Here is a 25,400-nt window from a genome sequence, read left to right on the forward strand (position 1 = left end):
CGGCTGATTGTACGTTCTTGCGGCGCGTCCTGTCTCCTGCGCACGCATGGAAAAACGCTTGTTTTTGCTTTGATGTATGATGCATCATAATTTCTATTTCAAACCACTTTCTCAAAACACCCATGAATTCTCCCCTGGACAGCCTGGTGCACGTGAACCTGGGAAAATCCGTATATGCCATGCTGCGCGACGCGCTGGCGGCCGGGCGCTTCCAGCCGAATGACCGGCTGCGCATCCGCGAGCTGGCGCTGCAGCTGGGCACCAGCGTCACGCCCGTGCGCGACGCCATGCTGCAACTGGTGCAGGAAGAGGCGCTGGTACTGCGCTCGCCGCGCGACTTTCGCGTGCCCGTGCTGAGCGTGGCGCGCTACCTGGAAATCCGCGCGCTGCGCCTGGAACTGGAAGGGCTGGGCGCGTTTGAAGCGGCGCAGCGCATCGACGACGCCACCCTGGATGACCTGGAACGCCTGCTGCAGGCGAATCAAGAGGCCATCGCACGGCATGACCTGGCGGCGGCCCTGCAATGCAACCAGGCGTTTCATCTGGGCCTGGCGCAGGCGGCCGGCATGCCGACATTGAAACGTTTCGTCGACCACCTGTGGATGCAGACGGCGCCCCTGATCGCCGCCGGCTACGCCAGCTTTTCGCCCGATATGCGGGTGGGCCACCACCACGCCATCATCAGCGCGCTGCGCCAGCGCGACGGCGCGGCCGCGCGGCACGCCATCGAACAGGACATCCTCGACGGCGGCACGCAGATGCTGGCCTATGTCATGCGCCAGGAACGCATCCACGCCGGCGCAACACAACAAGACAAGGAAGAACATGACGCACATCAAGCACAAGATTGAACAGAAAACGGCCATCGTCACGGGCGCCAGCCGCGGCATCGGCCACGCCGTGGCGGAACGCTTCCGCAGCCTGGGCTGGCGGGTCATCACCGTCTCGCGCAGCCCGATTCCCGGCGGCTGCCCGCGCAGCCAGGAGCACAACACGCATGTGTGCATGGATTTGTCGGACCTGAGCCAGATCGGGCAGATGGTCGAAACGCTGCGCCCCATGCTGGGCGACTCCAAATTGCATGCGCTGGTGAACAATGCGGGCGTGTCGCCGAAGGGGCCGGGCGGCTCGCGCGTCAATTCGCTCACCACCGACATGCAGACGTGGCAGGAAATGTACAACACGAATTTCTTTGCGCCGCTGGCGCTGACGCGCGGCTTTGCGCAGGAATTGTCGAACGCGCATGGCGCCGTCGTGAACCTGTGCTCGATCGCCGGCTACCGCGTGCACCCGTTTGCCGGCTCGGCCTACGCCAGTTCGAAGGCGGCGCTGGCGTCGCTGACGCGCGAAATGGCCAACGACATGGCGCCGCTGAACGTGCGCGTGAACGCCATTGCACCGGGCGAGATCGACACGGCCATCCTGTCGCCCGGCACTTCGCACATCGTCGACACGCAAATCCCATTGCGCCGCCTGGGCACGACGGCCGAAGTGGCCGACCTGGTGGAGTTCTTGTGCAGCGAGCGCGCCTCGTATATCACGGGCGCGGAAATTCCCATCGACGGCGGCCAGCGCATCTGATCCAGACCAACAAACTTTATCAGGAGACTTCAGCATGACCCAACATATCGGCATCGTCGGCTGTTCGGCCGAAGGGGCGGCTCTCTGCTACCGCACGATTTGCGAAGAGGGCGCGCATGCGCTGGGAGCGTATGAACACCCGGAAGTATCGATGCATACGCCGCCGCTGGCGCGCTATGTGGAGTGCCTGAACGGGGGCGACCTGGCCGGCGTGGCCGAGCTGATGCTGGCGTCGGCGCGCAAGCTGGCTGCCGCCGGCGCCGAGTTCCTGATCTGCCCCGACAACACCATTCACCAGGCATTCGAGCTGATGGCGCCCCGTTCGCCGCTGCCCTGGCTGCATATTGCCGACGTGGTGGCCGCCGAAGCGGCGGCGCGTGGTTTTCGTCGCGTAGGCCTGACGGGCACGCGCTGGCTGGTCGACAGCGCCGTGTATCCGGACAAGCTGGCCGCGCGCGGCATCGCTTGCGTGCGGCCTGGCGAGGATGAACGCAGCGAGATCAACCGCATCATCATGGAAGAACTGGTGCCGGGAGTGATCAAACCTGATAGCGTGGCACGCTTCCAGGCCATCATCGCCGGCTTGCGCGAGCAGGGCTGCGACGCCGTCATCCTCGGCTGCACGGAAATCCCGCTGATCATCAGCGACGCCAATTCGCCGCTGCCGACGCTCGATTCGACGCGCTTGCTGGCGCGCGCCGCCTTGCGCCGGGCCCTGGAAACCTAGCGTTCCAGCTGCGCCTGTAGCGCGGCCACCACCAGCGCGTGGTCGTCGGCCTGCGCCAGGCCGGAAACGGTCACCGTGCCGACCAGTCCCACGCCGCGTATCAGCAGGGGGAACGCGCCGCCGTGGCCCGCGTACTCGATGTCATCGAGGTATTTCACGTCTTCGAAGGTGCTGCCGCGGCTTTTATACGAGATGCCCATGTAGTAGGAACTGCGGCAAAAGCGCTGCACCGTGTTGTTCTTGCGGCGTATCCAGTCCGCCTGGTCCGCCGTGGCGCCCGTCATGGCGTGGTGGAACAGGATTTGACCGTTGCGCGTGATGTTGACGGTGACGGCCTTGCCCCGCTTGCGCACTTCTTCGACGATCCACAGGCCCACGGCCAGCGCCGCGTCGTTGTCGAAGCGTTCGAATTGCAGTGATTCTTCCTGTTGCGCCAGGGTGTGCAGCAAATCGGCGTAATGATCCATCGTGGAGGCGGGCGGTAGTGGCTGGAAGCGCTACTGTAGCGCACCAGGGCCCAGTCGCGCGCGCTTTTTCCATGTCTGGCCTACAATAGAGTGCATGAACCTGTCCCTGTTTGCCGATGAAGACCAGGCTCCGGCCGGCCCGGCGCCGCTGGTGCCCGGCTCGTGCGCGTCGGTGCTGCTGCGCGCTTTTGCGCTGGCGTATCTGGACGAGGTGCTGCCGGCGCTGGACGCCATCGTGCAAGCGGCGCCCTTGCGCCACATGGCCACGCCGGGCGGCTTGCGCATGTCCGTTGCCATGAGCAATTGCGGTCCCCTGGGCTGGATCACGGATGGACGCGGCTATCGCTACGCGCGGCGCGATCCGGCCAGCGGCTTTCCGTGGCCGCCCATGCCGCCCGTGTTCCTGCGTCTGGCGCAGCAGGCGGCGCTGGCGGCCGGCTATCCGGGCTTCACGCCCGACGCCTGCTTGCTCAACCGCTATGCGCCCGGCGCGCGCATGGCCCTGCACCAGGACCGCGATGAGTGCGATTTCAACGCGCCCATCGTCTCCGTCTCGCTGGGGCTGCCCGTCACCTTCCTGTTCGGTGGTGCCGAGCGGGCCGACAAGGCGGCGCGCATCGCCCTGCTACATGGCGACGTGGTGGTGTGGGGCGGCGCCGACCGCCTGCGCTTCCACGGCGTGGCGCCCCTGAAGGAGGGCGAACACGCGGTGCTGGGCGCGCAACGCATCAATCTGACGTTTCGCAAGGCCAGCTGAGCAGTCAATATCCCTCCCATTAATGCAAGACACTTGCAAATGCGATGGTTTTTCTCCATGATATGCAACTTGTTTGCATATGGAGCTATCAGCATGAAGCGCGATTCCCTTTCCTCGCCCCTGCCCGACGTGGCGGCCGGGCCCCATCTGGGTCACCCCTTGCCGCTGGAGTGGGTCGGCATGCAGGCCATCGCCTTGCCGCTGTGGCTGGCAGAGGGCGGGCAGGCGCAGCAGGTCCATGCCTGGGCCGACGTGCAAGTCGATTTGCCCGACCCGCACGTCAAGGGCATCCACATGTCGCGCCTGTATTTGCTGCTCGATGCGTTTGCCGCCGCCGGGCCGCTCGATGCGGGCGCGCTGGCCGCCGTGCTGCAGCGCATGGTGGACAGCCACGCCGATTGCGCCAGCACGCAGGCGCGTATGGCGCTGGCGTTTCCCTTGCTGCGGCGCCAGCCGGCTCTGCTGACGGCGGGCTTATCGGGCTGGAAATCGTATCCCGTGCGCCTGCAGGCCAGTATTTCTCCGCAGGGCTTTGCGCTATCCCTGACGGTGGAGATCGGCTATTCGTCGACCTGTCCGTGCTCGGCGGCGCTGGCGCGGCAACTGCTCGCCGACGCCTTCGCGGCGCAATTTGGCGTGGGCGGCATCGATGCCGTCGCCGCGCGCGACTGGCTGCGGGAACATGCCAGCCTGGCCACGCCGCACAGCCAGCGCAGCACGGCGACGGTCACCGTGTCCTTGACGCAGCAGGCGAAGCTGGAGCTGTTTCCCTTGATCGACCTGGTGGAAGCGGCGCTGGCGACGCCGCTGCAGACGGCCGTAAAACGTGCGGACGAACAGGCGTTCGCGCGTTTGAATGGTGCTAATCTGATGTATGTGGAAGACGCGGCCCGCCGCGTGCAGGCGGCGCTGGCGCCACTGGCGTCACATTATGCGCAGGCACGTGTTACCGTACGGCATATGGAAAGCCTGCATCCGCACGATGCCGTGGCGCAGGCGGGCCAGCTTGCTGGACATTTCTAGTCAACCACCGTGGAGGAGGGCAGCATGCCGGAGAAAATCGAGCGGGAAGTCAACGATGACAGCCTGGAAGCGGAAGTGGAACGCGAACGGCGCGAACATGCGCTGATCGACGAGGAAAAGCTGGGCATGGACGAACTGGAAGAGGAACATCTGAAGCGGGAACGCCAGCCGGGCACGCCGGCAGGACGCTAGATTGCGAGGCGCCGGGGTCAAGGCGATGTATCGTCGCTGGCATCGCGCCGCGCTGCCCGGTACAATTTCGCTTTGTCCTTCTCCCCCAACCCCGGAGGCCCATGAAATATCGCGCATTTTTCCCGTTCATCCTCGGCCTGACAGGCGCCGTCCTGACCGCCTCGCAAGCCCAGGCCGCCACCATCTGCACCGCCATGGCCGACGCCAGCACGGGTGCCGTCTTGATGCAAGAGGGTAATTGCATCGACCGCGTCACCCCCGCATCCACGTTCAAGATCGCGCTCAGCCTGATGGGTTACGACGCCGGCTTCCTCAAGGACGAGCACAAGCCCAGCCTGCCATACCGCCAGAGCTACGTGGACTGGGGCGGCGACGCCTGGCGCCAGGATACGGATCCGTCGCGCTGGATGCAGTATTCCGTCGTCTGGTATTCGCAGCAGATCACGCAGGCGCTGGGCGCCGAGCGCTTCCGGAAATATGCGAAGGCTTTGCGTTATGGCAATGCGGACGTCTCGGGCGACCCGGGCAAGGACAACAGCCTGGAACGCTCGTGGATCAGCTCTTCGCTGAAGATATCTCCGCTGGAACAGCTGGGCTTTTTGCGCAAGCTGGTCAATTACCAGCTGCCCGTGACGAAACAGGCAATGGAAGCCACGCAGCGCCTGACCCGCCTGGCGGACGTGGACGGCTGGCAAGTGCACGGCAAGACGGGTGCGGCCTTCCCGCGCAAGGCCGACGGCAGCTTCGACGAAGCGCATGGCTATGGCTGGTTCGTGGGCTGGGCCAGCAAGGGCGAGCGCAGCATCGTGTTTGCGCGCCTGGTGCAGGACGAGCAGAAGGGCCTGCCATCGGCGGGCCTGCGCACGCGCGACGCCATGTTGAAAGAATTGCCGGCCCTGCTGGAGCAGGCGCAGAAGTGATGGCCAGCATCGTCGCCGCCACCTTCATTGCGAGCGAGGGCGACTATCTGGAAGCCGTCATCGAGGTGGGCGGCCTGCGCCTGCATGTGATGGACGAGTTCGGTGGTTGCCAGATGGCCGCCGGCACGCAAGTTCAGCTCGAACTGTCGCCCATGCCCAGCGAGCGTGACGACTGGGACGCCATCTTCCGCGCCAACCCGGGCCAGGAAAAGCGCCTGCTGCGCCTCGATGGCTGGCGCTACCTGGCGCTGGGCGTCGTGACCCAGGTCGATCCCGTCATCTGCGACTGCGGCCTGCTGCAACTGGAAAACCCGTTTACGACGCATGACGCACGCTGCGTGGGCGCGTATGTCGGCGTCACCCTGGCACGCCTGGATGCTTGCCTGGCGTAAATTCCGGCCCGCTTTGTTGCCCGCCCTATATACTTGCTGAAACGGATTTTCCGGCATCAGACAAGGTACAGGCATGGCATCAGGCATGGAGCAGTTTCAGGAAAAAGCACGGCAGGCATACACATGGGCGCGCGCGCAGGCCTTGCGCGTGGCGGATGCAGCGTGGGTGAGGGCGGTGGCGCTGTACCGGCGCGGCCACGCGCACTTGATGACCTTGCCGCCCGTGCGGCGCGCGCTGGTGCTGGGGCTATGGGCGTTCCTGGCCGTGCTGGCGCTGCTGACTGCATACATGCTGCTGCTGATTCCCCTGACACCGAGCATCCACGACTTGCGCCAGGCGCGCGCGGCCGCACCGAGCACCCTGGTCAGCGCCGACGGCAAGGAATTGGCCCGCTTCGACCAGGGCTTGCAGGAACGGGTTACCTTAAAACAGATTTCGCCGAACGTCATCAGCGCGCTGATCTCGACGGAAGACCACCGCTTCTACGACCACCACGGCATCGACTTCACGCGCACGGCGGGCGCCATCTTGCACACTGCGGGAGGCAACCCCCAGGGCGGTTCCACCATCACGCAGCAGCTGGCGCGCAATATGTTCCCAGAGGAAATTGGCCGCTCGCGCAACCTGAACCGCAAGCTGAAGGAGCTGATCACGGCCCTGAAGATCGAGGCCACCTACAGCAAGACGGAAATCCTGGAAGCGTATCTGAATACGGTACCCTTCCTGTACAACACCTACGGTATCGAAATGGCGGCCCGCACTTACTTCGACAAATCCGCCTCGCGCCTCGATATCCTGGAGAGCGCCACCCTGGTCGGCATGCTCAAGGGCACGAATTACTACAATCCGGTCGGCAATCCCGAACGATCCTTGCAGCGCCGCAATGTGGTGCTGGGCCAGATGCGCAAACATGAGGTTATCGACGAGGCGCGCTACAAACAGTTGATCAAACGTCCGCTGCGCCTGCATTTCGAGCGCCAGAGCGAACGGGCGCAATCGGACAGCCATTTCACGGCGTATGTGCGCAAGTGGCTGATCGAGTGGGCCGACGAGAACGACTACAACCTGGAGCGCGATGGCCTGGTGGTGCATACCACGCTCGACCAGGATTTGCAGCAGGCCGCCGAGCGCGCCGTCGAGCGCCAGGCAAATGCCTTGCAGGCGATTGCCGACGTGGAATGGAGCCGCGCGGGCGTGCCGTCGTCTACCTCGACAGGCATGTATGCGGGCATGCAGGGCGGCAGCGTGGCCTTCGATTATTTCTGGAAATCGCATCCGGCCCTGCTCGACGCCTTCGTGCGCGAGTCGGGCGACTACCGCAAGCTGACGGCGGCCGGTGGCACGCCGGACGAGGCGCTGGCGCAACTGAAGGGCGACCGCGCCTTCATGGCGGCCCTGCGCAAGTCGAAGACGCGCCTGGAAGCGGGCTTTACGGCCATGGACCCGGCCACGGGCGCCGTGCGCGCCTGGGTGGGCAGCCGCGACTTTGCGCGCGAACAATTCGACCACGTGTCGCAGGCGGCGCGCCAGCCCGGCTCCACCTTCAAGCCCATCGTGTATGGCGCGGCGCTGGAAAAGGGCCTCAGCCCTGAACACGTCTACCGCGATGCGGTGATGGATGTCAAGGCGGCCGACGGCACGATATGGCGCCCGACGGACATGAGCGGCACCACGGGGCGCGACATGAGCATGCGCGATGGCCTCGTCTACTCGAAAAACACCATCACGGCGCAAGTGATGCAGGATGTCGGCTTGCCGCCGATCATCAAGCTGGCGCGTGCGCTGGGCATCCGCGACAGCAAGCTGGAAAAAGTGCCGTCGCTGGTGCTGGGCACCAGTCCTGTCACCTTGCTGGAAATGGTCAACGCCTACGCCAGCATCGCGGCCCAGGGCGAAGCGCGCCTGCCGTTTGTTGTCACGCACATCAGCGACCGCGAAGGCAAGGTCATCGCCCGCTTCGGCGAAGACAAGCCCCAGCGCGCCATGCAGGCAGCATCGGCCGCCACGCTCACCGACATGATGCGCGGCGTGATCGACCGGGGCACGGGTACGGCCATCCGCAGCCGCTTCGGCATCCGCTCCGACGTGGCCGGCAAGAGCGGCACCACGCAAAACAATGCGGACGGCTGGTTTATCCTGATGCACCCGGAACTGGTGGGCGGCGCCTGGGTGGGTTTCAACGACGCGCGCGTCACCATGCGCAGCAATTACTGGGGCCAGGGCGGCCACAACGCCGTGCTGGTGGTGGGCGACTTCTTCAAGACGGCGCTGGACACGGGAAAACTGTCGCGCGACGCCATCTTCCCCGGTGGCAAGCCACCACCGCCGCTGCGCCACGTGGAGCCGGTCGAAGAGCCGCAGGACGAACCGGTGGAAGAGCCGGGAGATTTGCTGCAGGAGGGCGCCCCGCCGGCGCCGCTGGCCGTACCGGCCGAAGGCGAGGGTGGACAGGAGTCGCATGGCAAGGCGGTGCAGGAACCGGCGCCATCCCCGGCACCGCAGCCCGCGCCGGCGCCACAAGGATAAGCGCCGCCGCCGCGACGAATTCAACCATTACTAAGAATAATCATGACCTTACGCAAGCCCACACTGCGCCTGATACTCGGCGACCAGCTGAATACGCAGCATCGCTGGTTCACCGAAGTCGATGACGCCACCATCTATGTCCTGATGGAAGTGCGGCAAGAAACCGACTATGTGCTGCATCATGCGCAGAAAATCCTGGCGATCTTCGCTGCCATGCGCGAGCTGGCGCGCCAGTTGCGCCAGCTAGGCCACAGCGTGCATTACATCGCCATCGACGACGTGGAAAGCACGCGCTCGATACCGGAGAATATCGAAGCGCTGATTGCCCATTATGACGCTAGCGCCTTCGAGTACCAGGCACCGGACGAATGGCGCCTCGACCAGCAGCTGTACCAGGCGGGAAGACGCTCGACTATCCCCTGGCTGATGGTTGACAGCGACCATTTCTACACGGCCCGCAACGAGGCGGCCGATATTTTCGCCGGACGCAAGCAATGGCTGATGGAGTTTTTCTACCGCCAGATGCGCAGCACGCACCAGGTGCTGATGGAAGACGCGAAAAAACCCGTCGGCGGCCAATGGAACTTCGACCACGATAACCGCAAGCCCTGGCGCGGCACGCCTGCCGAGCCGCAGGATCCCCGCACCGTGCATGACCATTCCCTATTGTGGCAAAGCATCGTCGCCGCAGGCGTGAAAAGCTTCGGCGCGCCGCATGCAGAGCGGCTGGCGTGGGCGCTGAACCGGGAGGAGGCACTGCAGCAGCTCGATGCCTTCATCGAGCGGGCCTTGCCGCATTTTGGGGATTTCCAGGATGCGATGAGCGTCAAGGCCTGGCGCTTGTTTCACTCCCTGCTGTCGTTCGCGCTGAACGTGAAAATGCTCAACCCCCGCGAAGTCGTCGCCAGGGCGCAAGCGGCGTATCACGCCGGCCATGCGCCCTTGGCGGCGGTCGAGGGGTTTATCCGCCAGATACTGGGATGGCGTGAATATGTGCGCGGCGTCTACTGGGCGCAGATGCCCGGCTATGCCGAAAAGAATTTCTTTGGCCATACGCGACCGCTGCCGGCATGGTTTTGGGATGGCAAGACGAAGATGCACTGCCTGTCGCAGGCGATTAGCCAGTCGCTGGAACAGGCGCATGCGCATCACATCCAGCGCCTGATGGTGATCGGCAACTTCGCGCTGTTGGCCGGCCTCGATCCGGCCCGGGTGCATGGCTGGTACCTGGGCATCTATATCGATGCCTTCGAGTGGGTGGAGCTGCCCAACACCGTTGGCATGAGCCAGTTCGCCGATGGCGGGCTGCTGGCCACCAAGCCGTATGTCTCCAGCGCAGCGTATATCGACCGCATGGGCGATTATTGTAAAGGCTGCCATTACGATAAAAAGGCGCGCGTCGGCGAGCGCGCCTGTCCCTTCAATGCCCTGTACTGGGATTTTTTCCATCGCAACGCGGACACATTGGAGCGCAATCCCCGCATAGGCATGGCGTATCGCCAGCTGGAGAAAATGGACGCGGCGACGATCGCGGCTTTCCGGCATCAGGCGGCAACGATGCTGGACAGGCTCGATGCCCTGTAACGCCGGGCAATATGATCCGGGACACCCTTAGACGGTATTGCGCCGCAAGCCCGCTTCCCGCACGAATACTTGCAGCGCGGGCATGGTTTGCCGGTGCAGCGCTTTGAGTTCCGCTTGCAGCTTGGGCGTGATGGTCAGGCTGCCGTCCGCTTGCTGGCGCACGGGCAGGCCCAGCGCTTGCGCCATTTCCACCGGGTAATTCGTGAAGTCGCCATACGGGCGCTTGCCGTCGACGGACGGGGTGGGCCAGTACCCTTCTGCCAGGTAGTCTTCCGCACCCATGCCCAGCATTTCCAGCGTCATCCACGACTGTTGCCGCAGCAGCGTCAGATGCCGGGCAGTCAAGGTGAACGGCGCCTTGCCGTCGGCATAGCTGCCCGGTTTCAGGTCGGCCATCTGCACGAAGTGGGGTAGCAACAGCGCCGCTTCCATCAGGCGCTGTGCGGCCAGCACCGCATCCTTGCTGGCGATGGCTTGCATGGCCAGTTGCAGGGTATCGCCTTTGCCCAGCGGGTACGCCGGATTGAGCATGGGTGCGCCGCTTTCCACGGGCGACCAGCCAATGTTGAAACGCCGTATCAGTGCCAGATGGTGCACATTGAGCACCTTGGGCAGCGGCGCATCGAGGGTGGCAAGGATGCGCTGGTGCACGGCGTGGGGCAGGCCGCCGTCGGCCGCGCGCGCGAGCACGGGCGAGCACAGCAGGGCGCCAGCGAGGCGCAGCAGCTGGCGGCGGAGGGGCTGGATCAGGGGCGGCATCATGGCATCGTCAAGTCCTGGCGCTGGAATTCGATGCGGTTTTCCTGGTAGGCCCACTTGGTGTAGGGACCGAACACGCGCCGGTTTTCCTTGCTGTCGGCATTCGACAGCTCACGCTTCATGCGCCGCACGAGTGCGGGGTCCGTCAGCGGTGCGGTGGTGGCGGCGAATACATCATGCCGCACGCTCTGTTTGGCGTCGGCGCCGCGCGAGATGATGGTGAGCTTGCGTGAGGCGGGATCGAAGTACAGGCGCATGGCGAAGGTATTCATGTCCTGCAGATACAGGCCGTCGTCGCGTTGCTGGGCATAGAAGTAATCGCCGCAGACGGCCTTCGGCTCGCGTTTCCATTCGCAGGACAGGGCGATCAGCAGATGCCGCTCATCGAGTTGCTTGACCGAAATGCGTCCTTTGGAGTAACCCCAGGTACTGGCCGGCACGGTCGCCGACGAGGCAAGATTGTATTCGCCTACCAGCTTGGTCAGGGGAGCTTGCGCCGAGGCGCCGGCGCAGAGTGTCAAGGCGGCTGCCGCCACGGCGCCGCGTAGCTTGGAAAATGGTGTCATGATGGCCATAAAAAAATTTGCCATATTATAGATGGCAACTTTCCAATATGGCCACGCGCTTGCCCTTATTTCAGCTTGCTCAATTCCGCCACGTCGATCTTGACGGTCTTGTCGCCCACGGCGGCGACCAGCGTCTTGAAGTGGGGCGTCGCATAATGCGCCGTCAGCGCGGCCTGGTCGGTCCATTCTTCCAGCATGATGAAGCGGGTGGGAATCTTGTTGTCGAGGTGCAGCTCGTAGCGCAGGCAGGCGCTTTCCGCGCGGCTGGGCGGTACGACGGCTTCCAGGGCGGCGCGCACGGCGTCGATATGTTGGGCTTGGGCATCGATGGTGACGACGACGATCAGGGTCATGGTGATCCTTGTAAAGTGGTGGGGCGGGTCAGCTTAGCGTAGTTTGCCCATTCTTGCCCGCCATGCCCGGTCAGGCTGCGCCGAGCTGGATCACGGCCAGCATGTCATTGCCATCGGCATCCATGCCTTTTTCCACGAAACCCATACTGGCATAGAACTGTTTCGCATTGGCATTACCGGGCTTGTAGCAAATTTCAATGCTGCGCGCGTCCGGGCGGGCGCGAATTTCCGCCAGCGCCAGGGCGAGGGCGGCGCGGCCATGGCCTTGCCCCTGGCGCCGGTGATCGATCATGAAGCGCCAGATCTGGTAGTGGCCGGGCGGATCTTCGGCGTCGGGCGAAACGAACATCAGGAAACCGATGACTTCCTCGTCGCCATACACGGCGCGCGTATGCATGGTGGCGGGGTAAAAGCTGGCCTCCGCGATGGAATAGTCGTTGCTGGCCAGATAGTCGCGCTGCTGTGGCAGCAGGGGTAATTCGCTGATGGTGTCGAAATTGTCGGCGGTGACAGGGCGCAGGCTGATGAGCATGTTCGAAGGTAGTAAAAGGCGGGATTTGGCATTATGCGTAAAAATTATTAAATAGTCAATGTCATTCCATCACCCGATTTCCGCCGCCGCATGCTGCCTCTGCCTGTCTAGAGGCCGGCCGCATCGCTCCGGTAGCGCGCCGGCGGCAGCGCGAACTGGGTCTTGAAGAAACGGGTGAACGCGCTTTGCGAGGAAAAGCCCAGGTGCTCGCTGATTTCCACCACGCTCATGCTCGTTTCGCGCAGCAAACGGCGCGATTCGCGGCTCTTGGCGCGCAGTTCCAGCGCGCGGAACGAGGTCTGCTCCTGCTGCAACTGGCGCTGCAAAGTCCAGCGGTTCATCGCCAGGCCGTCGCACAGGGCCGGCAGCAGCGAGGCGCTGTCGGCATCTTCTGCACCTTGCCGGCCCAGCAAATCGATGATGGCTTGCTCCACACGGGCCGAAAACAGTTGCGCGCCTTGCAATTGCTGCAATTGCCCCTGCGCTTGCCGCAGCGCGTGCGGCGCCAGCATGGCGTTGAACTGGGCGAAAGGCCGGTCCAGCGCGGGCGCCTCAAACGTCAGCGTGTTGCGCGCCTGGCCGAAGGTGGTGGCGGCGCCGAAGCACTCGGCAATGGCCGGCGCGAACCACGGCGCCATGCCCCGGAAGCCGGCATGGAAGGCGGTGGGCGCGCCATCGTCGTAGGCGCGCGCCACCAGCGACAGCATGCGGAAGTTGGCCAGCGCCTGCATGGCACCGCCCGCCGGACAGAACTCGGACAGGTATTCGATCTCGATGCGCAGGCCATTTTCACTCATCAGCATGAAGTCGAATTTGCCGATCAGGCCCCGCAAATGCAGCAGCTCGTGCAGCGCGCTGCGCAGGGTGGGGCGGTTGAAGCAGACGTGGGCGATGCCCGAGTAATGCGCGAACCAGTGCGTCACGTCGAAGTCGAGAATGGCCCGGTGCTGCGGCAGCTGCTGGGCGTAGGCCGTCATGCGGCGGTGCCGCTCGGCGTTGATGCGCCCGCCCGGCTCGTGCAACTGCGTCGGCGTGATGCCGGTGTGGCGGAAAAAGTCGGCGGGGTCGTGGCCATCGGCCTGCATGGCGCGCGCGCATTGCTGCGCGATCCGGTTCGAAACCGTGCGCGTGTCGGGTTTGTGCAAGGCTGTCTCCTGCTTATTCTGCGTATTCTGCTTGTTGTAGTAATTTTTCACAAATATTAGCACTTTGTAGGAGATTGTTGGTCGTCTGGCCTCCTCACCAAAAATTGTTCTCGCGGGTATAAAACGCGTGCTGCGCGGTCAAGAAACTCACGCATTCTCACGCTATATTCATTTCGGGCTGGCCCTGATGCCACCCAGATACCTACAAAAACAGTCTTGGAGATAATGATGAATTGCACTTTGAAACCGATGGCCCGCGTGGTCGCCGGCTGCGTCGCCACGCTTGCCCTGGCCGCCTGCGGCAACGACACCGTCAGCGAGGCATACACGCAACCGGTGTTTGGCGCCACCAGCTACGCCCAGGTGAAGGTTGACGGCTATACCTTCAAGGACATGAACCGCAACGACAAGATCGACCCGTACGAAGACTGGCGCCTGCCGGCCGAGGCGCGCGCCGACGACCTGCTGTCGCGCATGAGCCTCGATGAAAAAGCGGGCCTGATGATGCACGGCACGGCGCCTACCGTGGCCGACCCCACCGGCATCGGCCAGGGTGGCGCGTATGACTTGACGGCGCTGCAAGACCTGATCGTCAAGCAGTACGTCAACACTTTCATTACCCGCATGGCGGGCGATACGGCCAACATGGCGTCCCAGTACAACAAGGTGCAAGCCCTGAGCGAAACCTCGCGCCACGGCATTCCCGTGTCCATCAGCACGGACCCGCGCCACCATTTCCAGTACACGGTGGGCGCCAGCGCCGGTACCAAGGGTTTTTCCCAGTGGCCGGAAACCCTGGGCCTGGCCGCCATCGGCGACGATGCGCTGGTGCGCCGCTTCGGCGACATCGCGCGCCAGGAATACCTGGCCGTCGGCATCACGCAAGCCCTGTCGCCACAGGCGGACCTGGCCACCGAGCCGCGCTGGTCGCGCATCAACGGCACCTTTGGCGAAGATGCCGACCTGGCCAAGCGCATGGTGCAGCACTATATCGAGGGCTTCCAGGATGGCAACACGGGCTTGCACGATGGCAGCGTGGTGGCTGTCGTCAAGCACTGGGTCGGCTACGGCGCCACGAAAGAGGGCTTCGACGGCCACAATTACTATGGCCGCTACATGACCTATCCAGGCAACAACTTTGCCTACCACGTGAAACCGTTCGAGGGTGCCTTCACGGCCAAGGCGGCCTCCGTCATGCCCACCTACGCTCTGCCGGACGGCAATATCACCATAGCCGGCATCACCCTGGAACAAGTGGCTGCTGGCTTCAGCAAGACCATGCTGACGGATCTGCTGCGCGGCAAATACGGCTTCGAGGGCGTGATCTTGTCCGATTGGGGCATCACCTCCGACTGCGACGCCAACTGCCGCAACGGCACCGCGCCTGGCGTGGCGCCTTCCTTCATCGGCTTTGGCACGCCGTGGGGCATGGAAGACGCCACCAAGGCCGAGCGCTACGTGAAGGCCGTGACGGCGGGCATGGACCAGTTTGGCGGCGTGACGGAAGCGCCCTACCTGACGCAAGCCGTGCAGCGGGGCCAGTTGACGGAAGCGCGCATCGACGCCTCGGCGCGGCGCATCCTGATCCAGAAATTCAAGCAAGGCCTGTTCGAGCATCCATTCGTCGATGCGGCCAAGGCGGCCACCACGGTGGGCAAGGCCGACTTCATCGAGGCGGGCCTGGACGCCCAGCGCCGCTCGCTGGTCTTGCTGGAAAACAAGGACAAGGTCTTGCCGCTGGCGGCTAGCGTCAAGAAGGTCTATCTGTACGGCATCGACGCGGCCGTGGCGAAGCAGTATGGCTACACGGTGGTGGCCACGCCACAGGAAGCGGACGTGGCCCTGCTGCGTGTGGCCGCGCCGTATGAAATCCTGCATCCGAACTACATCTTCGGCAGCATGCAGCACGAAGGACGCCTGAACTATGTCGATGGCGACGCTGACTACGAGGCGATCAAGAACGCGGCGAAGCATGCGCCGAAGACGGTGGTGACGGTCTACCTGGACCGCCCGGCCATCCTCGGCAACGTGCAGGACAAGGCCAGCGCCATCCTCGCCAACTTCGGCGTGAGCGACGGCGCGCTGTTCGATGTACTGACGGGCAAGGCCAAGCCGCAAGGCAAGCTGCCGTTCGAGCTGCCATCGTCGATGGCCGAAGTGCAGGTACAGAAATCGGACGTGCCGTATGACACGGCCCATCCGTTGTACAAGTTCGGCTACGGCCTGGGTTACTGATAGGGAGCGGGAAGGGCCGCCCGGCGCGGCCTGTTCCTGCACGCCTGTTCCTGCCCGATTGACAGCACCCTGGCGCTCGCCGATACTGGCCGTTTTGTTCGCCGATTCTGCCAGGAAGGAAACCCACGATGTCCGTCATTCCGAAATTGCACCAGACCGTGCTTGCCGCCGCGCTTGCAGCCGCGCTGTCCATGCCTGCCATTGCCGCCGTCCCTGCAACTGCCAGCGCTTCATCAGCCTGGGTTGACGCCAGCAATCGTAACGCGGCCATCGTGCTGGCGGCGCAGGCGCAGTTCTCGCCCGAAAACGCTTCCGACACGGGCCTGGCCCAGTACGACGGCCTGGCCGCCGACCTGGGCCCCAATATTGTCGAACGCCAGGTGGCGGCCATGCAGCAGGCGCGCGCGCAATTGCAGCAAAAACTGGAACTGGAACGCGACGAACGCATCCGCCAGGACCTGGAAATTCTGATCGGCGCCGTCGACCAGGAGATCGCCGGCGCCCGGCTCGACGCCAGGTACACCTTGCCGTGGGTCGATGTGCCGCAAATGGTTTTTGGCAGCATGCAAAGCCTGCTGCAGGAACAGCGCCCGGCCGCGCGCCGCGCCAAGGCGCTGGAACGCCTGCAGCGCTACGTGGGCCAGTTCCCGGGCAGTACGCCGATCACGCAGCAGGCGAAGGCGCGCTTCACGGAAAAAATCGGCCAGCCTGGCCTGGCGGGACCCGTGCGCCTGCAGGTGGAACAGTCGCTGGAAAACGTGCCGACGTACATCGCCGGCATCCGCAAGCTGTTTGCCGACATGAAAATCACGGGCGCCGAACCTGCGCTGGCCGCCATGGAACAGCAGTTGAACGCGTATGCGGCGTGGGAAAAGCAAGTAGTGCTGCCCCTGTCGCGCACGGATTTCCGCATGGCGCCCGAGTTGTATGCGTTTCGCCTGAAACAGGTGGGCATCGACATCGCGCCGCACGTATTGGTCGAACGGGCGCAGGTGGCTTACCTGGAAACGCGCGCGGCCATGCAGGCGCTGGCGCCCGTGGTGGCGGCCAAACTGGCCTTGAAGGGCGTCGACGGCACGGATTACCGCCAGGTGATGCGCGCGCTGAAAAGCGCATCCATTCCCAACGAGCAGCTCGAAGCGCATTACAAGGGCGTCAATACGCAGCTAGAAGAACGTATCGCCCGGCAGCGCGTGGTCGATATTCCCGCGCGCGCCATGACCATGCGTCTGGCGTCCGCCGCCGAATCGGCAGCCCAGCCGGCGCCGCACATGCGTCCTCCGCCGCTGATCGGCAATGCGGGAGAACACGGCCAGTTCGTCCTCCCCGTCAGCAATCCGGCTGCCAGCGGCAAGGGGGAAGCGTATGACGATTTCAATTTCGCGGGCGCGGCATGGACCCTGAGCGCGCACGAGGGCCGCCCCGGCCACGAGCTGCAGTTCAGCGCCATGGTGGAGCGGGGCGTGTCGCAGGCGCGCAGCCTGTATGCGTTCAACAGCGTCAACGTGGAAGGCTGGGCCCTGTACGCGGAAGCGGAGATGATTCCCTACGAGCCGGCCGAGGGCCAGTTCATCGCGCTGCAGTTCCGCATGCTGCGCGCGGCGCGCGCCATGCTCGACCCGATGCTGAATCTGGGACAAGTCACGCGCGAGGAGGCGGGACGCATCCTGACGGATGAGGTGATGTTGTCGGCGCCGATGGCGCGCCAGGAGCTGGACCGCTACACCTTCAACATGCCGGGGCAGGCGGGCAGCTATTTCTATGGCTATACGCGCATCCTGCAGCTGCGCGCGGAAACGGAGCTGGCGCTGGGCGCGAAATTCGACCGCCTGGCCTTCAACAACTTCCTGCTGGGCCAGGGTTTGCTGCCGCCGGATTTGCTGGCCAAGGCCGTGCGCGAACACTTCATCCCGGAGCAGAGAAAAGCCAGGGGCTGACGGCAGCGCATGCCATACTGGCATCCTTGAGTGGTGACGTGAGTGGCGGGCATATGGTGTGGGATCATTTGTGGTTTGCTGGCCGGCATGCTATGCGCAAAATAGTCCCGGTATTACAGTGCTTATTTCAGGCGATAAGTGATGTTAACTTCATTTAAGAAACTTGCTGACAGGAATAAATAATTAACACTAAAACCTAGATTATTGATAAATTAATGGTATGGCGAATTTATTAATTTATATTGGGATGTGTATATGCGCGTAGTGTTGAAGCAAATATGGGGGAGTTGGAACAAGGGCTATGCGCTCGATAAGCATACCACCAGCAGTACGCCTATTGGTCATAACGAACACGGCTACATGCAATTTCACACGGAGCGGCCGCCCGCCGGCGAAGCATTGTATCAACTTAAGTACAAGCACGACTTTGACCAAGTCGAAGAACTTGCCGAGGCCGTAGTAAAAAACATCGTGCCGAATTTACCGAAATTTAGCATGGTCATACCAATGCCAGCAAGTAATATACGCGAGCGCCAGCCTGTTACAGAGATAGCTAACACAATTGCTTATAAACTGGATATGCCCATGTTTGACGATTTGTTGCGCAAAAACCCGAATGGCACGTCGCTGAAAAATCTGAAAACTAAAGAAGAGAAGGTTGCCGCGTTGGCCGGGACAATGACAATCAACCCTCAGATAGCTTCTAAGGGCAAGTGGAATGCACTATTGGTAGATGATTTGTACGATAGCGGAGCAACTTTGGATGAAGCGTGCCGTGTACTCAGCACATATGAGAAAATAGGTGAAATTTATGTGGCAACAATGACTTGGAAGTGACGCTATGACAACTGTATTCATCGCTGGATCAATCACCATCAAAAAGCTGGATACCTTGGTGCAAATAAGCCTGATGAACATCATTGAGCTTGGCCACGCTGTGATCGTGGGTGACGCAGATGGTGCTGATACAGCCATCCAGCAGTTCCTGCAGGAGAGCGGAACTACGAATGTGACAGTTTATTATGTTGGAAGCAAGCCCCGCAACAATCTCGGTGGCTGGCCCGTTAACAACATTGACACATATCACAAGCCGGGCTCTCGGGCGTACTTTACTGCAAAAGATTTAGAAATGGCCAAAGATGCGGATGTGGGGTTGATGGTCTGGGATGGTAAAAGCACCGGAACATTAAGCAATGTTATTGAATTGCTTATGCGAAAATGTAATTCCAAGGTCTTTATCAACAAGAAGAAGATATTCCACAAGGTGGTTTCGGCATCTGACTTAGAGGCCTTGGTAGCGTTTATGGACGATTCAGCACGCCTCAAGGCCGATACAAAAATAGGGCTGTTTGACAGGATTGCATCGCTAAAATCGCGGGAGTTGCAGGTTGAAATTCTTGCAGCCAAGGCTCGCGCCAAGGCCGCTCCAGTGGTACTCGACCAAGTGGTCGGCGAGCACCATTGAATGCTTCACCGATCAACTGATCAACTGTTCACATCCATCACTTTCCCGTCTTACTGGCAGCGATAGCTGCATTGGCAGAGGCGATGCTGTCGTCAACAGTCATGCCGCCATGAGTTCCGATGATCGGCGCGCTTGCCTGCTGGACCTCGTATACGCTCGACAATGCCCGCTTCATCGAGCGCCATGCGCATGTCAGTGCCATGGAGTGGGCCGTATGTATGGCCTGGCCAGCGGCGTCATAGCACTGGTCGTTGGGGCCGTGGCGCTGGGTGCTTCCGTGTTCGGCAACTACCTGTTGCTCCTGGCGTCGCGCCTGGTGCCGGTGACCCTGTCGGGCCAGTTGATTTTGTCCGAGACCCTGTTCGCGCTGCTGTATTGATTCCTGTATGCGCAGCGCATGCCGCGTCCGCTGAAGTGGGGTACCATGTTCTTGTTTGCGGCGGGCGTCTTGTGGTCTCTGCATGCGCATGCGCGGGAAGAATCTGTCGGCGGGGAAGAGCGGGCGTAGCTAAAAATACATCGTTGCCAGCCTGCAGTTTCCACTGGGCGGGCCGTATAATGACGCTCATTGTGCTGGCCACCCTGGAGTTCCACTTGCAGCTACCCATCCGTTATCCGAACATGCCGCAACTGCTGCTGAAGGCCCGCGACAGCCTGCTGCAGCATTTCCGCCCCATTCTCAATCACTTCGGCGTGACGGAGCAGCAGTGGCGCATCATGCGCGCTTTGAATGAAAGCCCGACCCTTGAACCGCGCGAGCTGTGCAATATCTGCCAGATTTCCAGTCCCAGCATGAGCGGCATCCTGGCGCGCATGGAAGAAATCGGCTTGGTCGGGCGCAGCAAGTTCGAAGGCGACCAGCGCCGCCGCAAGGTGCACCTGTCGGAAGCGGGCGCCAGTTTGCTGATGCAGATGGGTAAGCTGATCGACCTGCAATATGCCCACCTGGAAGCGGCTTACGGCAAGCAAGTATTCGAAGACATGCGCCGCACCCTGGAAGCTTTTATTGCCCTGGAAACCCTGCCCGTGGCGCCGGCCATCCTGCGCTGACCGTCCCGCTTTCCGTCTGCCTGATTACCCACCGGGCGCGTGTTTTTCAACACGCGCCGCCGCTGCTTTCCCCATGTCCGTTCCGCGCATTGCAGCCGCCTGCCGGGCGTGTGCCCGCGCGCCTGCGGGTTTTGCTATAAGACACAAGAAAGTTTTGCTATAAGACTACGCCTTACAGTCAATCACTGACATGTGAGTAAATATGCGTATAATTTGCTGCACTTGATCCAGGTCAAGAAGAACAGCGGACGCCCCCCACGTTGGATGGGGCGGCAACGCGACGCCACAGTCAGTATTTCGCCATCACGGCGGCAATACTTGTCGGGCGCACAATAAAACAGGAAAGTCAGGAAAAAATGAACACACCATGCATGCGCGCTGCGGCGCTGGCCGTCTCCACGCTCATCGGCGCAAACGTTTGCGCCCAAAGCAATGTCACCATCTACGGCGTGGTAGACGCGGCCACCGCGTACGCGAGCAATCAGGGCGGCAAGTCGAGTACCTACATGCGCAGCGGCAACTTGTCTGCCAGCAAGATCGGTTTCCAGGGCGTGGAAGACCTGGGCGGCGATCTGAAAGCGCTGTTCCTGCTGGAAAACGGCTTTGAAAGCGATACGGGCGCGCAAAGTTCGGCCAGCGCCCTGTTCAACCGCCAGGCTTACGTGGGCTTGCAATCGACAACCTACGGCACCCTGACGGCCGGGCGTCAGTAAACGCCGTACTACCTGCTGGTGGGTTCCTTGGCGTCAAGCAACGTCTTGACGGGCGCGACCGGTGCTCATCCGGGCGATATCGACGGCCTCGATACGACCGTGCGCATCAGCAATTCCCTCACCTACAGCATGCCCGCATGGCGCGGCCTGCAAGCCAGCGCGCAATACGGCTTCGGCGAAGCGGCCGACGGCAATGCCGCCGGCAGCAGCTTCAGCGCCGCCGTCAAGTACAGCACCTCGCCGGCGCAATTCGCGCTCGGCTATCTGAAACTGAAAAATGGACAGAATGGCGCCGGCTGGAGCGACAACGCATCTGGCAGTTTCGGCATCTCGGCCCTCAACCGTGGCTACGCCTCGGCGGAAAGCATAGAGTTCATCGCCGCCAGCGCGCGCTACACCATGGGCAAGTGGATGGTGGGCGCGAATGCCAGCAACGTGCAATACCAGGCGGGCAGCCGCTCGGCCTTCCGCGACACGGCCATCTTCAACACGGCCGGCCTGATCTCGAGCTACCAGCTGACGCCGCAATGGTTCCTGGCCGCCGGCTACAGCGACACCTTTGCCAGCCACGCCAATGGCGTGTCGGACCGCGCGCGCTACCGCCAGCTGTCGTTCGAGCAGACGTATGCGCTGTCGAAGCGCACGGCGATCTACCTGATCGAAGCGCGTCAGCTGGCGCGCGGCCAGACCCTGGGCCAGGATGGTGCCATCGTCAAGGCCGTCGCTTCGGTCGGCGATGCACAAAACGGCACGCCATCGTCGAACGGCGGGCAGACGGTGGTGATGGTCGGTCTCAAGCACTCTTTCTGAACGGTTGCTGAACTCACGGGAGCTTCAATTGGACGCTACACATCACAAGGAGGGCCGTGGCCCTCTCAATCCCGGCCGCCGCATGGTGCTGGCCGGTTTGCTGTCGGCATCAGCCGCGGCACTGATTCCCTGGGCGCTGGCCGAACCGGTCGCCAATGCGGAGCAGGGCGCTTTCCTGGGCGTGTCGGCCATGCTGGTGGGGCGGCAAGTGCTTGACCCCGTGCTGGCCAGGCGCCTGTATGACGCGCTGGTGGCGCAGGATGTCGCCTTTCCCGCCAAGGTGCGCGCGCTGCTGGCCCTGATCAATGCGCAGGGCTTGCAGGCGGCCGGCCTGCAGGAAGCGCTCGACGCGCTCGACCCGGCCCAGTCGCCGCTGGCGGCCTTGCCGCGCCAGATCGCCAGCGTCTGGTATCTGGGCATCGTCGGCACGGGCGAGGCGGCCGTTTGCGTCGCCTACGAGCAGGCTTTGAACGCGGCCGTCGTGGCCGACGTGCTGAAGCCTCCCACGTATTCCTACGGCGCTTACGGCAGCTGGGCCAGAAAACCAATTTAAGGAGCCATCATGGCAGAAGAACTCTCCGCCGATTACCTCGTGATCGGCTCCGGCATCATCGGCTCCCTGGCCGCGCGCAAGCTGGCGCTGGCCGGCGCCTCGGTGCTGATCCTGGAAGCGGGGCCGCGCGTGTCGCGCGGCGAAATCGTCGCCCGCTTCCGCAACACGACGCGCCGCAGCGACTGGATGTCGCCGTATCCCTCAGTGGCCACGGCGCCGCACCCGATCTACCAGCCGAAGGATAACGGCTACCTGGTGCAGGCCGGCCCGTACCCGTATCCGGCCGAATACATCCGCCAGTTCGGCGGCACCTCGTGGCACTGGGCCGCGCAGGCGTGGCGCAATGTGCCGAACGATTTCCGCATCCATACCCTGTACGGCGTGGGCGTCGACTGGCCCATCAGCTACGACGACCTGGAGCCGTTCTACCAGGAAGCGGAAGCCATCATGGGCGTTTCCGGGGCCGACAACACGGGTTCGCCGCGCAAGCAGCCATTTCCGATGGAGTCCGTGACGGAGCCCTATGCCATGCGCCGCATCCGCGAACGCCTCGACCCGTCGTTCAAGGTGGTTGGCAACACGGTGGCGCGCAACAGCGTCAGCTACGCTGGCCGCCCGGCCTGCTGCGGCAACAACAGCTGCCAGCCGATTTGCCCCATCGACGCGCAATACCACGGCGGCATCGCCGCGCAGCAGGCGGAAGACGCGGGCGTCAAGATCGTCTGCAATGCCAACGTCTACAAGCTGGAACACGATGCGCAGGGCCGCATCACGGCTGCCCTGTACTATGACGTGGATAAAAAAAGCCACAGGGTCACGGCCAAGACCTTCGTCCTGGCCGCCAACGGCATCGAAAGCCCCCGTTTGCTGCTCGTTTCCGCCACGGACAAATACCCGAACGGCCTGGCCAACAGCAGCGACATGGTGGGCCGCAATCTTATGGACCACCCGAGCACCTCGATCACCTTCGACGCCGATGAAGACCTGTGGCTGGGCCGGGGCCCGCAAAGCCCCAATTCCATCAACAGCATGCGCGACGGCGACTTCCGCGGCCAGCATTCGCCATACCGCCTGGACTTCACGAACATTTCGCGCGTGGATGGCGCCACCAGGGAATTGATCGGCAAGGGCGTCTTTGGCGAAGCATTCGAACAGCAGTTGCGTTTCCGTTCGGCGCGCGAAATGAGCTTGAAAAACGTGCTGGAAGTGCTGCCGAACCCGGAAAACCGCATCGCCCTCAGCAGCGAAAAGGATGCCATGGGCATCCCCAAGCCGCAGGCGCACTATGCGATCGACGAATACACCCGGCGCGGCCACGAGCGTTCGAAGCAGGATTTCGAGCAGATCGCCAAACTGATGGGCGGCACCAATCTGCGCCACAGCAAGGAAGGCGTGTTCGCCAACAACCAGCATATCTGCGGCACCTTGTCGATGGGTTCCGATCCGGCCAAGGCCGTGTGCGACCAGTGGGGCCGCACCTTCGATCACGCTAACCTGTTCCTGTGCAGCACCGGCGTGCTGCCCACATCCGGCACCTGCAATTCGACGGAAAACGGCCTGGCTGTGGCACTGCGCACCGTCAAGCACATCCTCGACGAACAGGGAGGAGCTGCATGATGGGGACCTTCCGACTGGCGGCCGGCGCCGCCTTGCTATCCCTCTCGGCCTTGCCGGTGCTGGCGGCGCAAGCTCCTGGCGCCGATGTACAGGCGATCGAGCGTGGCCGCTACCTGGCCACGGCCGGCGACTGCATCGCCTGCCACAGCGTGCCTGGCGGTAAGCCGATGGCGGGCGGCCTGGCCCTGGCCACGCCACTGGGGGCCATCGTTGCCACCAACATCACGCCATCGACAACGCATGGCATCGGCAATTACACGCTGGCGCAGTTTTCCGCCGCCGTGCGCCACGGCGTGCGGGCCGACGGTGCGCACCTGTATCCGGCCATGCCCTACACGGCCTACGCCAAGGTGACGGATGACGACACGGCCGCCCTGTACGCCTATTTCATGCATGGCGTGGCGGCGGTCGATACGGCGCCGGCGCAAAAGACGGACTTGCCATTTCCGTTCAATATCCGCCTGTCGATGGCGGGCTGGAATTGGCTGTTCCTCGACAAAAAGCCCTTCGTGGCCGATGCGGCCAAGAGCATGGAGTGGAACCGCGGCGCCTATCTGGCGCAAGGGCTGGCCCACTGCAGCACTTGCCACACGCCGCGCAATGCGCTGATGGCCGAGCAGCTGTCGAAAGAACTGGGCGGGGCCGACCTGGGCACCTGGTACGCGCCGAACATCACCTCGGACGTCAACAGCGGCATCGGCAGCTGGAGCCAGCAGGAGCTGGCCGGCTACTTGCGCACGGGCCGCGCGGCCAACAAGGCGCAGGCGGCCGGACCGATGGCCGAAGCGATCGACCATAGCCTGCAGCACCTGAGCGATGCGGATTTGCACGCCATCGCGCACTACATCAAGAGCGTGCGCGCCATCCGTGACAAGGCGGACGTGAAACCGGTGACGCAATGGGGCCAGCCGGGTGACGAGTTGAATGCCATCCGCGGCGTGCCGCTGCCGCAAAACCTGAACAAGATGTCGGGTGCGCAGCTGTACGATGCGCAGTGCGCCAGCTGTCACCAGGCCAGGGGCGAGGGCAGTTTCGACGGCGGCTTGCCGCCGTTGCTCCACAACTCGGTGACGGGCCGCAGCAACAGTAACAACCTGGTGATGGCGATACTCGATGGCGTGGAGCGGCAGGATGGTGGCAGTGGTCAAGCTGCGGGCCACGCTGTCAGCCATGTCATGCCCGCCTTCCGCCAGACTCTGTCGGACGAACAGATCGTCACCCTCGGTAATTATGTGCAGAAGATGTACGGCAATCCCGCAATCAAGGTGACGGCGGAACAGGTGACGACCTTGCGCAACGGTGGGGTGCCGTCGAACCTGATCGGCCTGGCCCGCGCGGGCATCATCGTCGGCGTGCTGGTGCTGCTGGCCTTGCTGCTGTGGTGGCGGGGACGGCGGCGCAAGGCGGTGTAAGCCTGAAAGCATGGCAAAGGCTGGGGGCCGGACCTGACAGGGTCTGGCCCCTTTTTTTGCCCCAGTATTGCAACTCGGTTGCA

Annotated in this window: 25 protein-coding genes and 1 pseudogene; 20 read left to right on the forward strand and 6 right to left on the reverse strand. The window is 63.0% G+C overall.

Features of this window, described 5'->3' with window-relative positions:
- Positions 1-122 precede the first annotated feature (122 nt).
- Genes ACQ4WS_RS04795 through ACQ4WS_RS04805 form a run of 3 tightly spaced genes read left to right on the forward strand, consistent with a single transcriptional unit; the run spans position 123 to position 2,308 of the window.
- A complete protein-coding gene (locus tag ACQ4WS_RS04795; RefSeq protein ID WP_436474127.1) occupies positions 123-851 on the forward strand; it encodes a GntR family transcriptional regulator in 729 nt (242 codons plus the stop codon).
- Complete coding sequence (locus ACQ4WS_RS04800; RefSeq protein WP_436474129.1) at positions 826-1,581, forward strand: SDR family NAD(P)-dependent oxidoreductase; 756 nt, start codon at positions 826-828, stop codon at positions 1,579-1,581. Before ACQ4WS_RS04795 ends, ACQ4WS_RS04800 begins: the two co-directional genes overlap by 26 nt.
- Positions 1,582-1,615: 34 nt before the next feature.
- Entirely contained in the window at positions 1,616-2,308 is a 693-nt protein-coding gene (locus ACQ4WS_RS04805; protein WP_436474131.1) for an aspartate/glutamate racemase family protein, read from the forward strand.
- On the opposite strand, the gene ACQ4WS_RS04810 is transcribed toward ACQ4WS_RS04805, so the two are convergent.
- Positions 2,305-2,775 carry a heme-degrading domain-containing protein gene (locus ACQ4WS_RS04810; RefSeq protein ID WP_436474133.1) on the reverse strand — a complete coding sequence of 157 codons (471 nt, stop codon included), beginning with the start codon at positions 2,773-2,775 and terminating at the stop codon, positions 2,305-2,307. The genes ACQ4WS_RS04805 and ACQ4WS_RS04810 overlap by 4 nt on opposite strands.
- A gap of 94 nt (positions 2,776-2,869) precedes the next feature.
- Here ACQ4WS_RS04810 and alkB point away from each other — a divergent pair, with 94 nt between their 5' ends.
- From alkB to ACQ4WS_RS04845, 7 genes are all read left to right on the forward strand, one after another.
- Positions 2,870-3,532, forward strand: a complete 663-nt coding sequence (gene alkB, locus ACQ4WS_RS04815; protein WP_436474135.1) for a DNA oxidative demethylase AlkB — start codon at positions 2,870-2,872, stop codon at positions 3,530-3,532.
- Positions 3,533-3,625: 93 nt separating this feature from the next.
- A complete protein-coding gene (folE2, locus tag ACQ4WS_RS04820; protein ID WP_436474136.1) occupies positions 3,626-4,555 on the forward strand; it encodes a GTP cyclohydrolase FolE2 in 930 nt (309 codons plus the stop codon).
- Between the two features lie 24 nt (positions 4,556-4,579).
- The gene (locus ACQ4WS_RS04825; RefSeq protein WP_436474138.1) at positions 4,580-4,747 is read left to right on the forward strand and encodes a hypothetical protein; all 168 of its coding nucleotides are present in this window, start codon (positions 4,580-4,582) and stop codon (positions 4,745-4,747) included.
- A 101-nt stretch (positions 4,748-4,848) separates the two neighbouring features.
- A complete protein-coding gene (gene blaOXA / locus ACQ4WS_RS04830; protein ID WP_436474140.1) occupies positions 4,849-5,667 on the forward strand; it encodes a class D beta-lactamase in 819 nt (272 codons plus the stop codon).
- The gene (locus tag ACQ4WS_RS04835) at positions 5,667-6,059 is read left to right on the forward strand and encodes a hypothetical protein (RefSeq protein ID WP_436474142.1); all 393 of its coding nucleotides are present in this window, start codon (positions 5,667-5,669) and stop codon (positions 6,057-6,059) included. Before blaOXA ends, ACQ4WS_RS04835 begins: the two co-directional genes overlap by 1 nt.
- A gap of 73 nt (positions 6,060-6,132) precedes the next feature.
- A complete protein-coding gene (locus ACQ4WS_RS04840) occupies positions 6,133-8,586 on the forward strand; it encodes a penicillin-binding protein 1A (RefSeq protein ID WP_436474144.1) in 2,454 nt (817 codons plus the stop codon).
- 42 nt (positions 8,587-8,628) lie between these two features.
- A complete protein-coding gene (locus ACQ4WS_RS04845) occupies positions 8,629-10,170 on the forward strand; it encodes a cryptochrome/photolyase family protein (RefSeq protein ID WP_436474146.1) in 1,542 nt (513 codons plus the stop codon).
- 27 nt (positions 10,171-10,197) lie between these two features.
- Here ACQ4WS_RS04845 and ACQ4WS_RS04850 read toward each other — a convergent pair whose 3' ends face one another.
- From ACQ4WS_RS04850 to ACQ4WS_RS04870, 5 genes are all read right to left on the reverse strand, one after another.
- Positions 10,198-10,932 (reverse strand): hypothetical protein, encoded by a 735-nt coding sequence (locus ACQ4WS_RS04850; protein WP_436474148.1) that lies wholly within the window; start codon positions 10,930-10,932, stop codon positions 10,198-10,200.
- Positions 10,929-11,495 carry a hypothetical protein gene (locus ACQ4WS_RS04855; protein ID WP_436474150.1) on the reverse strand — a complete coding sequence of 189 codons (567 nt, stop codon included), beginning with the start codon at positions 11,493-11,495 and terminating at the stop codon, positions 10,929-10,931. Before ACQ4WS_RS04855 ends, ACQ4WS_RS04850 begins: the two co-directional genes overlap by 4 nt.
- A 65-nt stretch (positions 11,496-11,560) precedes the next feature.
- Entirely contained in the window at positions 11,561-11,848 is a 288-nt protein-coding gene (locus ACQ4WS_RS04860) for a putative quinol monooxygenase (protein WP_436474152.1), read from the reverse strand.
- A gap of 70 nt (positions 11,849-11,918) precedes the next feature.
- Positions 11,919-12,380 carry a GNAT family N-acetyltransferase gene (locus tag ACQ4WS_RS04865; RefSeq protein WP_436474154.1) on the reverse strand — a complete coding sequence of 154 codons (462 nt, stop codon included), beginning with the start codon at positions 12,378-12,380 and terminating at the stop codon, positions 11,919-11,921.
- Between the two features lie 107 nt (positions 12,381-12,487).
- On the reverse strand, positions 12,488-13,525 hold the full coding sequence (locus tag ACQ4WS_RS04870) for a helix-turn-helix transcriptional regulator (RefSeq protein ID WP_436474156.1): 1,038 nt from the start codon (positions 13,523-13,525) through the stop codon (positions 12,488-12,490).
- A 225-nt stretch (positions 13,526-13,750) separates the two neighbouring features.
- Here ACQ4WS_RS04870 and ACQ4WS_RS04875 point away from each other — a divergent pair, with 225 nt between their 5' ends.
- The 10 genes and pseudogenes from ACQ4WS_RS04875 to ACQ4WS_RS04920 all read left to right on the forward strand — a co-directional run bounded on the left by ACQ4WS_RS04875 (position 13,751) and on the right by ACQ4WS_RS04920 (position 25,317).
- A complete protein-coding gene (locus ACQ4WS_RS04875) occupies positions 13,751-15,760 on the forward strand; it encodes a glycoside hydrolase family 3 protein (protein ID WP_436474158.1) in 2,010 nt (669 codons plus the stop codon).
- Positions 15,761-15,888: 128 nt separating this feature from the next.
- On the forward strand, positions 15,889-17,697 hold the full coding sequence (locus tag ACQ4WS_RS04880) for a DUF885 domain-containing protein (RefSeq protein WP_436474160.1): 1,809 nt from the start codon (positions 15,889-15,891) through the stop codon (positions 17,695-17,697).
- A gap of 255 nt (positions 17,698-17,952) precedes the next feature.
- Positions 17,953-18,534, forward strand: coding sequence for a ComF family protein (locus ACQ4WS_RS04885; protein WP_436474162.1), 582 nt, complete (start codon positions 17,953-17,955; stop codon positions 18,532-18,534).
- Between the two features lie 4 nt (positions 18,535-18,538).
- Complete coding sequence (locus ACQ4WS_RS04890) at positions 18,539-19,162, forward strand: hypothetical protein (RefSeq protein WP_436474164.1); 624 nt, start codon at positions 18,539-18,541, stop codon at positions 19,160-19,162.
- A gap of 214 nt (positions 19,163-19,376) precedes the next feature.
- A complete protein-coding gene (locus tag ACQ4WS_RS04895; RefSeq protein WP_436474166.1) occupies positions 19,377-19,541 on the forward strand; it encodes a hypothetical protein in 165 nt (54 codons plus the stop codon).
- Positions 19,542-19,720: 179 nt separating this feature from the next.
- Positions 19,721-20,212, forward strand: coding sequence for a homoprotocatechuate degradation operon regulator HpaR (gene hpaR, locus ACQ4WS_RS04900; protein WP_436474168.1), 492 nt, complete (start codon positions 19,721-19,723; stop codon positions 20,210-20,212).
- 356 nt (positions 20,213-20,568) lie between these two features.
- Positions 20,569-21,735: pseudogene (locus ACQ4WS_RS04905) on the forward strand (porin).
- A 28-nt stretch (positions 21,736-21,763) separates the two neighbouring features.
- A complete protein-coding gene (locus ACQ4WS_RS04910; RefSeq protein ID WP_436474170.1) occupies positions 21,764-22,288 on the forward strand; it encodes a sugar dehydrogenase complex small subunit in 525 nt (174 codons plus the stop codon).
- A 9-nt stretch (positions 22,289-22,297) separates the two neighbouring features.
- Positions 22,298-23,905, forward strand: a complete 1,608-nt coding sequence (locus ACQ4WS_RS04915) for a GMC family oxidoreductase (protein WP_436474172.1) — start codon at positions 22,298-22,300, stop codon at positions 23,903-23,905.
- On the forward strand, positions 23,902-25,317 hold the full coding sequence (locus ACQ4WS_RS04920) for a c-type cytochrome (protein ID WP_436474174.1): 1,416 nt from the start codon (positions 23,902-23,904) through the stop codon (positions 25,315-25,317). The genes ACQ4WS_RS04915 and ACQ4WS_RS04920 overlap by 4 nt, the downstream gene beginning before the upstream one ends.
- Positions 25,318-25,400: the final 83 nt, after the last annotated feature.

Origin of the sequence: Janthinobacterium leeuwenhoeki (genome assembly GCF_051380795.1) — a bacterium.
Classification (GTDB): domain Bacteria; phylum Pseudomonadota; class Gammaproteobacteria; order Burkholderiales; family Burkholderiaceae_D; genus Janthinobacterium.

Coding starts and splice junctions, on each gene's coding strand:
- ACQ4WS_RS04890 (WP_436474164.1), top strand. CDS start 18,539: ATGACAACTGTATTCATCGCTGGATCAATCACCATCAAAAAGCTGGAT.
- ACQ4WS_RS04920 (WP_436474174.1), top strand. CDS start 23,902: ATGATGGGGACCTTCCGACTGGCGGCCGGCGCCGCCTTGCTATCCCTC.
- ACQ4WS_RS04850 (WP_436474148.1), bottom strand. CDS start 10,932: ATGATGCCGCCCCTGATCCAGCCCCTCCGCCGCCAGCTGCTGCGCCTC.
- ACQ4WS_RS04835 (WP_436474142.1), top strand. CDS start 5,667: ATGGCCAGCATCGTCGCCGCCACCTTCATTGCGAGCGAGGGCGACTAT.
- ACQ4WS_RS04860 (WP_436474152.1), bottom strand. CDS start 11,848: ATGACCCTGATCGTCGTCGTCACCATCGATGCCCAAGCCCAACATATC.
- ACQ4WS_RS04845 (WP_436474146.1), top strand. CDS start 8,629: ATGACCTTACGCAAGCCCACACTGCGCCTGATACTCGGCGACCAGCTG.
- ACQ4WS_RS04880 (WP_436474160.1), top strand. CDS start 15,889: ATGTCCGTCATTCCGAAATTGCACCAGACCGTGCTTGCCGCCGCGCTT.
- hpaR (WP_436474168.1), top strand. CDS start 19,721: ATGACGCTCATTGTGCTGGCCACCCTGGAGTTCCACTTGCAGCTACCC.
- blaOXA (WP_436474140.1), top strand. CDS start 4,849: ATGAAATATCGCGCATTTTTCCCGTTCATCCTCGGCCTGACAGGCGCC.
- ACQ4WS_RS04875 (WP_436474158.1), top strand. CDS start 13,751: ATGATGAATTGCACTTTGAAACCGATGGCCCGCGTGGTCGCCGGCTGC.
- folE2 (WP_436474136.1), top strand. CDS start 3,626: ATGAAGCGCGATTCCCTTTCCTCGCCCCTGCCCGACGTGGCGGCCGGG.
- ACQ4WS_RS04840 (WP_436474144.1), top strand. CDS start 6,133: ATGGCATCAGGCATGGAGCAGTTTCAGGAAAAAGCACGGCAGGCATAC.
- ACQ4WS_RS04825 (WP_436474138.1), top strand. CDS start 4,580: ATGCCGGAGAAAATCGAGCGGGAAGTCAACGATGACAGCCTGGAAGCG.
- ACQ4WS_RS04800 (WP_436474129.1), top strand. CDS start 826: ATGACGCACATCAAGCACAAGATTGAACAGAAAACGGCCATCGTCACG.
- ACQ4WS_RS04805 (WP_436474131.1), top strand. CDS start 1,616: ATGACCCAACATATCGGCATCGTCGGCTGTTCGGCCGAAGGGGCGGCT.
- ACQ4WS_RS04810 (WP_436474133.1), bottom strand. CDS start 2,775: ATGGATCATTACGCCGATTTGCTGCACACCCTGGCGCAACAGGAAGAA.
- ACQ4WS_RS04915 (WP_436474172.1), top strand. CDS start 22,298: ATGGCAGAAGAACTCTCCGCCGATTACCTCGTGATCGGCTCCGGCATC.
- ACQ4WS_RS04855 (WP_436474150.1), bottom strand. CDS start 11,495: ATGACACCATTTTCCAAGCTACGCGGCGCCGTGGCGGCAGCCGCCTTG.
- alkB (WP_436474135.1), top strand. CDS start 2,870: ATGAACCTGTCCCTGTTTGCCGATGAAGACCAGGCTCCGGCCGGCCCG.
- ACQ4WS_RS04895 (WP_436474166.1), top strand. CDS start 19,377: ATGTATGGCCTGGCCAGCGGCGTCATAGCACTGGTCGTTGGGGCCGTG.
- ACQ4WS_RS04795 (WP_436474127.1), top strand. CDS start 123: ATGAATTCTCCCCTGGACAGCCTGGTGCACGTGAACCTGGGAAAATCC.
- ACQ4WS_RS04885 (WP_436474162.1), top strand. CDS start 17,953: ATGCGCGTAGTGTTGAAGCAAATATGGGGGAGTTGGAACAAGGGCTAT.
- ACQ4WS_RS04865 (WP_436474154.1), bottom strand. CDS start 12,380: ATGCTCATCAGCCTGCGCCCTGTCACCGCCGACAATTTCGACACCATC.